We start from the raw sequence: 12536 nt of genomic DNA on the forward strand, positions 1-12536 counted from the left end.
AGCGTGCCGCGCTGGAGGGAGTGGTGGACGCCTGTGTCTAGGTTGGCACCAAAGGTACAACTCATCAGAGCGGGCGTCAGCCGAGCGTCAAGACCGTGGGCCACCATCCTGCCGAGAGGAAAGGGAGCTCAACCGTCATCCTCATTCCCCGTAACGAAACCCCATGTCAGACGGGAGGCTCCGAGCGTATGGCGCCCTTCACCTCGGGGGGCCGGGAAACAGGTCGAGCACACCCGGCCGCACCTGAGCGGCCTAGGAAAACTGCAGGTCAGAGCCCCTTTGCTGCCGGTTCAAGAATCGCCACACACTCCACATGGGACGTCATCGGAAACAGATCGAACGCCCGCAGCGACCGCACCCGGTACCCCCCGTCCCGGAAGTACGCCAGATCCCGCGCGAGGGCCGCCGGATCGCAGGCCACGTACGCGATCCGCCGCGCGCCCAGCGACGCCAGATGCGCCACCGTCTTCCGGCCGGCCCCCGACCGCGGCGGGTCGAGGACGACGAGGTCGACCTCCGTGATGCCCGTGCGCGGCAGCACCGACTCCACCCTGCCCTGCTCGATCCGCACACGGTCGAAGTCGGCGAGATTGTGCCGGGCGTCCTCCACCGCGCGCTTGTCCGACTCGATGCCGAGCACCGCGCCCTTCTCGCCGAGGCGGTCGGCGAGCGCGCCCGCGAAGAGGCCCACGCCGCAGTACAGGTCGAGGGCCGACTCGCCCTTGCGCGGCAGCAGGCCCTGCATGACCGCCGTCACCAGGGTGTCCGCCGCCTTCGGGTGGACCTGCCAGAAGCCGCCGCCTCCGACGCGGTAGGTGCGGCCGTCGGCGCGTTCGCGGACGAAGGGGCGGCCGTGGACGCGGTGGACGCCGCCGGACCGCTCGTCCACGCGCATCACCGACACCGGGCGGTCCAGCTCCACCAGCGGCAGGCGCGCGCCCGGCTTCGGCGTCAGGATCACCTGGCGGTCCTGCGAGCCCGTCGCCGCGATGGCCTCGACGGAGTCCATGCCGGTCCAGTCGCGCTTTTCGACGCCGAGCTCGCTGACGCCCTCGGCCGCGATCAGGCAGTGGTCGATCGGCTCGACCTCGTGCGAGCGGTGTCGGCGCAGGCCCGCGCGGCCGTCGGCGGTCACCGCGTACTGCACGCGCGTCCGCCAGGCCGGGACCTGGCCCGCGGGCAGCTTGTCGCCCTCGGCCGGGACCACCGTGCCGTCCCAGCCGGCCTCCTCGGGCGTGAGCCCGGCGAGGTGCGCGAGCTGTTCGGCGATGACGTCGGCCTTCAGGCGTCGCTGCGCTCCGGGCTTGGCGTGCTGCCAGTCGCAGCCGCCGCAGCGGCCGGGACCGGCGAACGGGCAGGGGGCGTCGATGCGGTCCTTGGACGCCTCCAGGATCTTCACCGCGTCGGCGCGCAGGAAGCGGGCGCCCTCCTCGCCCTCCGTGACACGGGCGACGACCCGCTCACCGGGCAGCGTGTGCCGGACGAACAGCACCTGGCCGGCGGACGTACGGGCGATGCAGTGGCCACCGTGGGCGACGGGGCCGATCTCGACCTCGTACTCCTCCCCCACCAGCGACTTCCTCGGTTCTGCCTGCATGGCGGGGTGACTCCACAACCTAGAGAAGGAACATCGTGCGGGACGGACGGACCGCGGTCCATGGTGGCCTGCGGCGACCGGCCCGGGACAACAGCCCACCAGTCTACTGGGGCGCCGAGGACTCCTTCGCCCGCTCCTCCGCCGGACCGCGCCGCACCGCACCCGGCGCGCGCTTGCTCCACTCCTGCTCCCTGCGGGCCCGCCGCTTGGCCGCTTCGGACGACTGCAGCTGGTACGGCACCGAGGTCACCATCACACCCGGCGTGAACAGCAGCCGGCCCTTGAGCCTGAGCGCGCTCTGGTTGTGCAGCAGGTGCTCGTACCAGTGGCCGACCACGTACTCGGGGATGATCACGGACACCGCGTCGCGCGGCGACTCCTTGCGCAGGCTCTTGACGTACTCGATGACCGGCCGCGTGATCTCACGGTAGGGCGAGTCGAGGACCTTCAGCGGTACGTCGATGCCGCGCCGCTCCCACTCCTCGCGCAGCACCTTGGTCTCCGCCGGGTCGACGTTGACGCTGAGCGCCTCCAGGGTGTCCGAGCGCAGCAGTTTGGCGTAGGAGAGCGCGCGCAGCGTCGGGCGGTGGATCTTCGAGATGAGGACGACGGAGTGGACGCGGGACGGCCGGACGATGTCGTCGCTCGGGCCGTCCGGTGCCGCGATCTCCTCGGCGACGCGGTCGTAGTGCTTACGGATCGCCGTCATCGTCGCGTAGAAGATCACCATGCCGAGCAGCGCGACCCACGCGCCGTGCGTGAACTTGGTGACGAGGACGACGACCAGCACCAGGCCGGTGAAGAAGGCACCGAAGGCGTTGATGGCGCGCGAGCGGATCATGTGGCGGCGCTTGGCCGGGTCCCTCTCGGTGGCCAGGTGGCGGTTCCAGTGCCGGACCATGCCGGTCTGGCTGAGCGTGAAGGACACGAACACGCCGACGATGTACAGCTGGATGAGGCGCGTGGAGTCGGCGCCGTAGATCCAGACGAGGAGAATGGCCGCGCCGGCGAGCAGCACGATGCCGTTGGAGAAGGCGAGCCGGTCGCCGCGGGTGTGCAGCTGGCGCGGCAGGTAGCGGTCCTGGGCGAGGATCGAGCCGAGCAGCGGGAAGCCGTTGTAGGCGGTGTTCGCGGCGAGGAACAGCACCAGCGCGGTAGCCGCGGCCAGCAGGATGAACAGCAGGCTGTCCGTGCCGAAGACGGCCTCGGCGACCTGCGCGATGACCGGGTGCTGCACATAGTCGGCACCGACCGGGACGCCGTCACGGAGCAGGTCGACGGCCGGGTTCTCGGCCATGCGGACGTCGGTCGCCCGGGCCAGGCCGATGATGCCGCAGAACATGGTGACCGCGAGCAGACCCATCAGCGCGAGCGTGGTCGCCGCGTTCCTCGACTTGGGCTTGCGGAAGGCCGGGACGCCGTTGGAGATCGCCTCGACGCCGGTGAGCGCGGCACAGCCGGAGGAGAAGGCGCGCAGCAGGAGGAAGACCAGGGCGAAACCCGCCAGGCCCTGGTGCTCGGGCTTGATCTCGTAGTCGGCCGTCGGTGCCCGCATCTCGTCGCCGAGGACCAGCCCCCGGAACGCACCCCACGCGATCATGGTGAAGACGCCCGCGACGAAGACGTACGTCGGGATGGCGAAGACCGTGCCGGACTCCTTCACGCCGCGCAGGTTCATCAGCGTCAGCAGCACGATCACGGCGATCGCGCAGAAGACCTTGTGCTCGACGACGAACGGGATGGCGGAGCCGAGGTTCTCGATGCCGGAGGAGATCGACACGGCCACGGTCAGCACGTAGTCGACGAGCAGGGCGCTCGCCACCGTCAGGCCCGCCTTGGGGCCGAGGTTGGTGTTCGCCACCTCGTAGTCGCCGCCACCGCTCGGGTAGGCGCGCACGTTCTGCCGGTAGGAGGCGACCACGGTGAACATCAGCACGACGACCGCGGCGGCGATCCACGGGCTGAAGTGGTACGCCGACACACCCGCGATGGACAGAACCAGCAGTACCTCTCCGGGTGCGTACGCCACGGAGGACAGCGGGTCGGAGGCGAAGACGGGAAGTGCGATGCGCTTCGGCAGGAGCGTTTCCCCGAGCCGGTCACTGCGCAGTGCGCGCCCGATCAGGATCCGTTTGGGCACGTCGGTCAGTTTGGACACAACAGAGGATCGTAAGCGTTCGAACGCGGGGCCGCCCACCCGCCACCCCCTGTCCGCGTTCCCTCTGCTCTCCGAGTGAAATCAGGGACCGGTGCGGCAGCGGATTCCGCAGGTGGGGGCGTTCTCATGGCTATATGACCAAACCCGGACCGAACCCGGCATGACTACGCCCCGCCCCCTTCTCCCGGCTGTCGCCGCCCCATGGAGGTCCCGTGCACGCGACCGCAGAACTGATCGGCGCCGCAGCCGCGCTCGTCGTCCTCGGCATCCTCACCCTCGCCAGTGTGCGCAGCATCAACCGCCGCTGACCGCCGCGGCACCCGGCGATCGTGCACGGGGGTCCCCCTCCCAGGACGTGCGTGTGTAGCTTGGGCGGCGGTCTGAGACCCTGTTGAGGAAAAATCAAGACACCCGGACACCGGAAGGACGGTCGTGCACATCGTCATCATGGGCTGCGGCAGAGTGGGCTCCGCTCTCGCCCAGACCCTGGAGGAACAGGGGCACACGGTCGCCGTGATCGACCAGGACCCCACCGCCTTCCGCCGCTTGGGCTCTTCGTTCGGTGGCCGCCGGGTCACCGGAGTCGGCTTCGACCAGGACACCCTGCGCGAGGCGGGCATCGAGGAGGCCGGCGCCTTCGCCGCTGTCTCCAGCGGTGACAACTCCAACATCATCGCGGCGCGGGTGGCCCGCGAGATGTTCGGCGTGGAGAACGTGGCCGCCCGTATCTACGACCCCCGCCGTGCCGAGGTCTACCAGCGCCTGGGCATCCCCACCGTCGCCACCGTCCGCTGGACCGCCGACCAGATGCTGCGCCGCCTGCTCCCCTCGGGCGCCGAGCCGCTGTGGCGCGACCCCACCGGCGGCGTGCAGCTCGCCGAGGTGCACGCGTCCGGGGCCTGGGTCGGGCACAAGATCAGCAGGCTGCAGGAGGAGACGGGCGTCCGCGTCGCGTTCCTGACCCGGCTCGGCGAGGCGATCCTGCCCACCTCGCAGACCGTGCTGCAGGAGGGCGACCTGGTGCATGTGATGATGCGGACCGACGAGGTCGACAGGGTCGAGGCGGCGTTCGCCAAGGGTCCCGAAGAGGAGGGCGGTCACTGATGAGGGTCGCCATTGCCGGAGCCGGCGCGGTCGGCCGTTCGATCGCGGGCGAGCTGCTGGAGAACGGACACGAGGTCCTGCTGATCGACAAGGCGCCGACCGCCATCTCGGTCGAGCGCGTGCCGCAGGCGGAGTGGCTGCTCGCCGACGCCTGCGAGATCACGTCCCTGGACGAGGCGGCGCTGCAGCGCTGCAACGTCGTCATCGCCGCGACCGGCGACGACAAGGTGAACCTGGTCGTCTCGCTGCTCGCGAAGACGGAGTACGGCGTTCCGCGCGTCGTCGCCCGGGTCAACAACCCGAAGAACGAGTGGCTGTTCAACGAGGCCTGGGGCGTGGACGTCGCCGTCTCCACGCCGCGCCTGATGTCGGCCCTGGTGGAGGAGGCGGTGAGCGTCGGCGACCTGGTGCGCCTGCTGCGCTTCAGCCACGGCGACGCCAACCTCGTGGAGCTGACCCTGCCGGAGGAGTCGGCCCTGGCCGGCACCCAGGTCGGCGACGTCGAGTGGCCCCAGGACACGTCCCTGGTCACCATCATCCGCGGCACCCGCGTCCTGACCCCGACCCGGGAGGACTCCCTGGAGGCGGGCGACGAGCTCCTCTTCGTGGCCGCGCAGGCCCGCGAGGAGCAGCTGGAGGACCTGCTGTCGGTGCGGCGGGAGAACACGGCGGGCTGATCCCGCCGGGGGTACGACGAGGACGAGGGGCGCCCGGAGATCTCCGGGCGCCCCTCGTCCTCGTACGGAGCTACGCCTCGCGACGGTGCCGCGCGCCCGCGGTCTCCTCGCGCTCGGCGGCCAGTGCGGCCTCGCGCTCCCGCTCCGCCTTCTCCTTCGCCTCCATCTCCGCGAACACGTCGATCGGAGCCGGCGCCTTGGCCAGGAAGACCCACGTCAGCCACACCGCGAGCAGGAACGGCGGGATCTTCAGCGCGACCAGCACCCAGCCCAGCTGGGTGGTGTCGGCCCACCAGTACAGCGGGAAGAGGATCGCGCACTTGGCGAGCAGGATCGCGCCCCAGGCGTAACTGGCCTTCGCGTACGCCTTCTTCCGGCCGGGGTTGCGGGTGCGCCAGGAGAGGTTCTCCTTGAAGACCGGGCCGAGGATCAGGCCGATCAGCGGGACACCGCACAGGGTGGTGATGATGTACGCGAGCCCCAGGCCCAGCGTGTAGAGCATGCCGGGCAGGTAGAAGTCCTTGGCGTTGCCGGTCATCATCGCGAAGACGACACCGAAGGCGACGCCGAAGACACCGCTGAAGGCGTGCTTGACGGTGTCCTTCATCGCCAGCCGGACCACCACCAGCACCAGCGACACGGCCAGCGCCGCGATCGCCGACAGGTGCAGATCCTTGTTGATCGTGTAGATCGTGACGAAGAGAAGGCCGGGGAGCACCGTCTCGACCATGCCCCGCACTCCGCCGAACGCCTCGAACAGCGCGGCCTCCGTCACCGCCCGGGCGTCGTCCGCAGATGTGTCTTCGGTCGGCTTGTCGAGCGACGTCACCGGCTACTCCCGTCCGAGGGGTCTGAGTTCGTACTTGGGATTGAACAGCACCCGGCGGCCCCGGCTCATGGAGATCCGGCCCGATGCGATCAGCTTGCGCCCCGGCTCTATCCCCGTGATGGAGCGCCGGCCGAGCCACACCACGTCCAGCGCGGCGGAGCCGTCGAACAGCTCGGCCTCCAGGGCCGGGACTCCGGCGCGCGGCCGCAGGGTGACCGTGCGCAAGGTACCAGTAACCGTCACTATCTGCCGGTCCTGGCAGTCGCCGATCGGAGTACAGCCGGCGGTGTCGGCGTCCTCCCGCAGCTCCTCGGACTCCAGGTCCTCCTGCGACGAGGAGAGCCGGTCGAGCATGCGCCGGAACCGGCCCGCCGGCTTCTCGGAACGAGGAACAGCACTCATATCTGAAGCGTACCGGGGTGCACTGACAGCACGTACCCCCGGGAGTCCGGCCCGAACCGGCCGTTCCCGGCCACCGTCCTGACCTCCACTTCCGCGCCACCGAACCGGTTTTGTGAGTTTCACTTCTCGAAGCGGTAGCCCATCCCCGGCTCGGTGATGAAGTGCTTCGGACGGGAGGGATCGGCCTCCAGCTTCCGCCGCAGCTGCGCCATGTACACGCGCAGGTAGTTCGTCTCCGTCCCGTACGACGGCCCCCACACCTCCTGCAGCAGCTGCTTCTGCCCGACCAGACGGCCACCGTTGCGCACGAGCACCTCCAGCAGGTGCCACTCCGTGGGCGTCAGCCGTACGTCCTTCCCGCCGCGGTGGACCTTCTTCGCGGCCAGGTCGACGGTGAACTCGCCGGTCTCCACGATCACGTCGCCCTCGTCGCCGGCGGGCTCGGCGCGGCGGACGGCGGCCCGCAGCCGGGCCAGCAGCTCGTCCATGCCGAAGGGCTTGGTGACGTAGTCGTCGGCGCCCGCGTCCAGGGCCTGGACCTTCTCGTCGGAGGAGTGCCGGGCGGACAGCACCAGGATCGGCACCCGGGTCCAGCCGCGCAGTCCCCTGATCACCTCGACTCCGTCCATGTCGGGCAGGCCGAGGTCCAGAACCACCACGTCGGGGTGGCGGTCGGCGGCCAGCCGCAGAGCGGTGGCACCGTCGTGGGCCGCGTCGACCTCGTACGTGCGTGCCCTGAGGTTGATCACGAGGGCGCGCACGATCTGCGGCTCGTCGTCGACCACCAGCACACGGGTCATGAGGCCTGCCTTTCAGGTTCTGCGGGGTGGAGAAGGTCCGGGCGCGATCCCGCCGCCCGGAGGGTGAGGACCATGGTGAGGCCGCCGCCGGGCGTGTCCTCGGCGTTCAGGGTGCCGCCCATCGCCTCGGCGAAACCGCGCGCCACCGCGAGGCCGAGGCCCACCCCCGCCCCGCGCGGGGCGTCTCCGTAGCGCTGAAAGGGTTCGAAGATGCGGTCCTTCGCCTCGTCGGGGACGCCCGGACCCCGGTCGACCACCCGTACCTCGACCCGCTCGGCGATGGCGCTGGCGGCGACCAGCACCGGGGTCGCGGACGGACTGTACTTGACGGCGTTCTCGACCAGGTTGGCCACCGCCCGCTCCAGCAGACCCGGATCGACGGCGACCATGGGCAGGCTCTCCGGCACGTCCAGGTCGACGCTGCCCTCCGGCACGCCGTCGAGCGCCATCGGCACCACCTCGTCGAGGTCGATCTCCCGGATCAGCGGGGTGACCGTGCCGGTCTGCAGCCGGGACATGTCGAGCAGGTTGCCGACCAGGTGGTCCAGGCGGTCGGCGCCCTCCTCGATGCCCGCCAGCAGCTCCGCCCGGTCCTCCTCGGACCACTCGACGTCCTCGGAGCGCAGCGAGGACACCGCCGCCTTGATCCCGGCCAACGGGGTGCGCAGGTCATGGCTGACGGCGGCCAGCAACGCCGTACGGATGCGGTTGCCCTCGGCCAGCGCGCCGGCCCGGTCGGCCTCCTCCTGCAGGCGGCGGCGCTCCAGCACGACGGCGGCCTGGGCGGCGAAGGCGGCCAGCACCCGGCGGTCCTCGGCGGGCAGTACCCGGCCGGTCAGCGCGAGCGCCATGTGGTCCCCGACCGGCACGTCCACGTCCGCGTCCTCGGGCCGCTCGACCGACGGCCCGTGACCGACGCGGCCGGCGCAGGTCCACGGCTCGACGTCGCCCTCGCGCTCCAGCAGCGCCGCCGACTCCATGCCGAAGGTCTCGCGGACGCGTTCGAGGAGCGCCTCCAGGCTGGTCTCGCCGCGCAGCACGTTCCCGGCGAGGAAGGACAGTATTTCGGATTCGGCCCGCAGCCGGGCCGCCTGGTGGGTGCGGCGGGCGGCCAGGTCGACCACGGAGGCCACGGACACCGCCACCCCCACGAAGATCGCCAGGGCGACGATGTTCCTCGGGTCGGCGATGGACAGGGTGTGGAAGGGAGCGGTGAAGAACCAGTTCAGCAGCAGCGAGGCGACCAGCGCGGAGGCGAGCGCCGGGTACAGGCCGCCAAGCAGGGCCGCCGCCACCGTCAGCGCCAGGAGCAGCAGCATGTTGTTCACGAGCCCCAGGTGGACGGTGTGCAGCAGGAGCACCGTCAGGACCACCGGGCCGACCACGCCGACGAGCCAGCCCCCGATGATCCGTGAGCGGCCGAGCCGGGCTCCCCGCGCGACCGGCAGGCCGCGACCCTTGCCCGCCTCGTCGTGTGTGATCAGATGGACGTCCAGGTCCGGCCCGGAGTTCCGGGCGACCGTGGCGCCGACCCCGGGCCCGAAGACGTACTGCCAGCTCTTGCGGCGGGAGACGCCGAGCACGATCTGGGTGGCGTTGACGCCGCGGGCGAAGTCCAGCAGGGCGGCCGGTATGTCGTCGCCGACGACGTGGTGGAAGGTGCCGCCCAGGTCCTCGACGAGGGTGCGTTGCAGGGCCAGTTCCTTGGGCGAGGCCGACGTCAGCCCGTCGCTGCGCGCTATGTACACCGCCAGCACCTCGCCGCCGGCGCCCTTCTCCGCCAGGCGGGCGGCCCGGCGGATCAGCGTCCGGCCCTCCGGGCCGCCGGTCAGACCGACCACGATCCGCTCACGCGAGCCCCAGATCGCCGACACCCGGTGCTCGCTGCGGTACCGCTGCAGGTACTCGTCGACCCGGTCCGCCACCCACAGCAGCGCCAGCTCCCGCAGGGCCGTGAGGTTCCCGGGCCGGAAGTAGTTCGACAGCGCGGCGTCGACCTTGTCAGGCCGGTAGATGTTGCCGTGCGCCATCCGTCTGCGCAGCGCCTCGGGGGACATGTCGACCAGCTCTATCTGGTCCGCGCGGCGCACCACCTCGTCCGGCACGGTCTCCTGCTGCCGTACGCCGGTGATCGACTCGACGACGTCGCCCAGCGACTCCAGGTGCTGGATGTTGACCGTCGATATGACGTCGATCCCGGCCGCCAGCAGCTCCTCCACGTCCTGCCAGCGCTTGGTGTGGCGCGAGCCGGGCACGTTCGTGTGGGCGAGTTCGTCCACCAGGGCGACCTGGGGGCGGCGGGCGAGGACGGCGTCGAGGTCCATCTCGGTGAAGACGCCGCCCCGGTACTCGACCGGCCGGCGCGGCACCTGCTCCAGGCCGTGCAGCATCACCTCGGTGCGCGACCGGTCGTGATGCTCGACGAGCGCCACCACACAGTCCGTACCGCGCTCCACACGGCGGTGTGCCTCGGACAGCATCGCGTACGTCTTGCCGACGCCCGGTGCCGCACCGAGGTAGATCCGAAGCTTGCCGCGTGCCATGGCCTCATTGTCTTCCGGTCACTGCTGGCTACCCAGCGTCGACCTTACGGCCAGCAATCACGACATATGGGGCCGGGTACGGCACGGGGGCCCGTCCTTGACGTAACTCTGACGCCCGGGGCGGCACGGCGGTACGGCGCGGTACGGCGGCGCGCCGATACGGCGGTGCAGCGATACGGCGGCGCGGCAGTGCGGCGATACGGCTCAGTGCTCGACGATCTCCCCGTCGCTCCCGACGTGCGATGAGGAGGGCGTGGTGGTCGGCGAGGGTGCGGGCGATGACGACGCACCCCCAGTGCCTGAACGGCCTGGGGGTGCCCCCAGCTGCCGGCCGCCGGGAGCCGGAGCGCCCCTTGAGGGCGACGAGTTCGCCGCGCGGGACATCGAAGATCCCCGTCAAAGTCCGCGCACGAGAAAGGGCCGCACCCTCCGTGAGGGTGCGGCCCTGGGTCGATCTGCCCAGCGGAGCGCCTAGCGGACCTCGGTGATCTCCGGGCCGCGCTGCAGCTGGCCCATGCCGCCCGAGAAGCGGGAGCCCTCCTCCTGCTGGTCCTGCTGGACGCTCTCGGGGACCATCTGCGCGTCGTTCGGCAGCTTCAGGACGATCGGGTCGCGGGGCGCCATCGGGCCGTCGCCGCGGACCACGACCGTGTCCCGGAAGATCTGTTCCAGCAGCCCGGCGGCCTGCGGCTGCACCGCGCCCTGGCCCGAGATCACCCCGCGCAGGAACCAGCGCGGACCGTCCACACCGACGAACCGCACGACCTGGAAGCCGCCGGTGCCGTCCGGCAGCTGCACCGGCACCTGGGCCCGAAGCTCCCAGCCCAGCGGTCCCTCGACCTCGTCGACGATGCCGCCCTGCTGGGTGATGCCGGCCGCGATCTCCTCGCGCACCTCGGTCCAGATACCCTCACGCTTGGGTGCGGCGAAGGCCTGCAGCTGAATGGCGCTGTCGCGCAGCACGACGGTCGCCGCCACGATCGCGTCGCCCGCGACCTCGACCCGCAGCTCCATGCCCTCGACACCCGGCACGAACAGACCACCCAGGTCGACCCGGCCCTCGGCGGGGTCGCGGACCTCGGAGCTGTCCCACGGCCCGTCGGGCCGCGGCGCCGGTTCGAGCCTCAGCCGCTCGGCCTCTGCTTCGTCCGCCTCAGTGTCGACGCTGTCGACGACCTGCTCGGCCTCGCCGGCCGCGTCCTCGGCGGCACCCTTCTTCTTGCGACGTCCGAACACGTCACTGTCCTTCCCGGTCGGATACGACCGAAGCGTATCGATTCCCACCCGCCTGGCCGCCCACGGCGGCCCGACCGCTTGTGCCGCTCGTCCCGCCCACCGCGGCATGGCCGCCGGTGGACCCGAAGCCCCCCTCGGCCCGCGCCGAATCGGGAAGTTCCGCCACCTCCTGGAAGCGGACCCTCTCGACCTGCTGGACGACCAGTTGAGCAATCCGGTCGAAGCGCTCGAACCGCACGGGCTCGCGCGGGTCGAGATTCACCACGATCACCTTGATCTCCCCACGGTACCCGGCATCAACCGTCCCCGGGGCATTGACGAGGGCGACGCCGCAGCGGGCGGCCAGACCGGATCTCGGGTGCACGAAGGCCGCGTACCCCTCGGGGAGGGCCACAGACACGCCCGTAGGCAGCACGGCCCGTTCCCCGGGCCCGAGTTCACACGCCTCGGTGGTCCGCAGATCGGCTCCCGCGTCACCCGGGTGCTCGTACGTCGGAAGCGGTACGTCCGGGTCGACGCGCCGGATGAGCACCTGGAGTTCCGGACGGGGCGCACGGCTGACGGGGCTCACGGGTTCACCTCGAAGGCACGGGCGCGGCGGACCTGGTCCGGGTCGTTCATGGCGGCCTGGATCTCCTCCTCGCGGCCGTGGTCGATGAAGTGGTCGACCTTGACCTCGATGAAGAGCGCGTCGGCGCGGACGGCGACCGGCCCGTCGGGGCCGCCGACGCGTCCGGTGGCGGTCGAGTAGATCTTGCGCCCGGCCACCGCCGTCACCTCCGCCTGCAGGAACAGGGTGGTGCCGACGGGTACGGGCCGTACGAAGTCGGTCTCCAGCCGTCCGGTCACGGCGATGGTGCGCAGCAGCCAGTTCAGCGAGCCGAGCGTCTCGTCCAGCGCGGTGGCGAGCACCCCGCCGTGCGCGAGGCCGGGGGCGCCCTGGTGGGCGGGCTGCACGGTGAACTCCGCGGTGAGGGACACACCCTCACCGGCCCGCGCCTGAAGGTGCAGTCCGTGGGGCTGCTCGCCACCACATCCGAAACACTGGCCGTAGTGCGCCCCGAGAGGCTCACCGGGCGCGGGAGCGTCGGGATGTCGCGCCGGTTTCACGGCGTCGGCCGGAGGCTGAAGAGCTGCGGAAGTACCACTCACAGCCGCAGACCTTACCCGCGCGCCGGTCCCATCCGGAC

Annotated in this window: 11 protein-coding genes; 2 read left to right on the forward strand and 9 right to left on the reverse strand. The window is 71.0% G+C overall.

All coding sequences use genetic code 11. The annotated features are described in order from the left end of the window. Positions 1-268: 268 nt before the first annotated feature. Together ACYVMZ_RS30285 and ACYVMZ_RS30290 are read right to left on the reverse strand one after the other, a co-directional pair. Entirely contained in the window at positions 269-1597 is a 1329-nt protein-coding gene (locus tag ACYVMZ_RS30285; protein WP_461085263.1) for a class I SAM-dependent RNA methyltransferase, read from the reverse strand. A gap of 103 nt (positions 1598-1700) precedes the next feature. Next, positions 1701-3755, reverse strand: a complete 2055-nt coding sequence (locus tag ACYVMZ_RS30290; RefSeq protein WP_461085265.1) for an APC family permease — start codon at positions 3753-3755, stop codon at positions 1701-1703. Between the two features lie 432 nt (positions 3756-4187). On the opposite strand from ACYVMZ_RS30290, the gene ACYVMZ_RS30295 reads away from it, so the two are divergent. Both ACYVMZ_RS30295 and ACYVMZ_RS30300 read left to right on the forward strand, forming a co-directional pair. Further along, the gene (locus ACYVMZ_RS30295) at positions 4188-4859 is read left to right on the forward strand and encodes a potassium channel family protein (protein ID WP_461085267.1); all 672 of its coding nucleotides are present in this window, start codon (positions 4188-4190) and stop codon (positions 4857-4859) included. Next, entirely contained in the window at positions 4859-5536 is a 678-nt protein-coding gene (locus ACYVMZ_RS30300) for a potassium channel family protein (RefSeq protein ID WP_461085269.1), read from the forward strand. Before ACYVMZ_RS30295 ends, ACYVMZ_RS30300 begins: the two co-directional genes overlap by 1 nt. 70 nt (positions 5537-5606) lie before the next feature. On the opposite strand, the gene ACYVMZ_RS30305 is transcribed toward ACYVMZ_RS30300, so the two are convergent. The 7 genes from ACYVMZ_RS30305 to ACYVMZ_RS30335 form a co-directional block, all read right to left on the reverse strand. After that, the gene (locus tag ACYVMZ_RS30305; protein ID WP_461085270.1) at positions 5607-6365 is read right to left on the reverse strand and encodes a DUF3159 domain-containing protein; all 759 of its coding nucleotides are present in this window, start codon (positions 6363-6365) and stop codon (positions 5607-5609) included. A 3-nt stretch (positions 6366-6368) separates the two neighbouring features. Then, positions 6369-6767, reverse strand: a complete 399-nt coding sequence (locus ACYVMZ_RS30310) for an OB-fold nucleic acid binding domain-containing protein (protein WP_461085272.1) — start codon at positions 6765-6767, stop codon at positions 6369-6371. 119 nt (positions 6768-6886) lie between these two features. Further along, positions 6887-7567 (reverse strand): response regulator, encoded by a 681-nt coding sequence (locus ACYVMZ_RS30315; protein WP_461085274.1) that lies wholly within the window; start codon positions 7565-7567, stop codon positions 6887-6889. After that, complete coding sequence (locus tag ACYVMZ_RS30320) at positions 7564-10110, reverse strand: sensor histidine kinase (protein ID WP_461085276.1); 2547 nt, start codon at positions 10108-10110, stop codon at positions 7564-7566. The genes ACYVMZ_RS30315 and ACYVMZ_RS30320 overlap by 4 nt, the downstream gene beginning before the upstream one ends. A 471-nt stretch (positions 10111-10581) precedes the next feature. After that, positions 10582-11346, reverse strand: coding sequence for a DUF3710 domain-containing protein (locus tag ACYVMZ_RS30325; RefSeq protein WP_461085278.1), 765 nt, complete (start codon positions 11344-11346; stop codon positions 10582-10584). Position 11347: 1 nt separating this feature from the next. Further along, on the reverse strand, positions 11348-11917 hold the full coding sequence (gene dut, locus ACYVMZ_RS30330; protein WP_461085280.1) for a dUTP diphosphatase: 570 nt from the start codon (positions 11915-11917) through the stop codon (positions 11348-11350). Continuing rightward, positions 11914-12498 carry a PaaI family thioesterase gene (locus tag ACYVMZ_RS30335; protein WP_461085282.1) on the reverse strand — a complete coding sequence of 195 codons (585 nt, stop codon included), beginning with the start codon at positions 12496-12498 and terminating at the stop codon, positions 11914-11916. The genes dut and ACYVMZ_RS30335 overlap by 4 nt, the downstream gene beginning before the upstream one ends. Positions 12499-12536: the final 38 nt, after the last annotated feature.

The sequence above is a fragment of the Streptomyces deserti genome, from assembly GCF_054782695.1.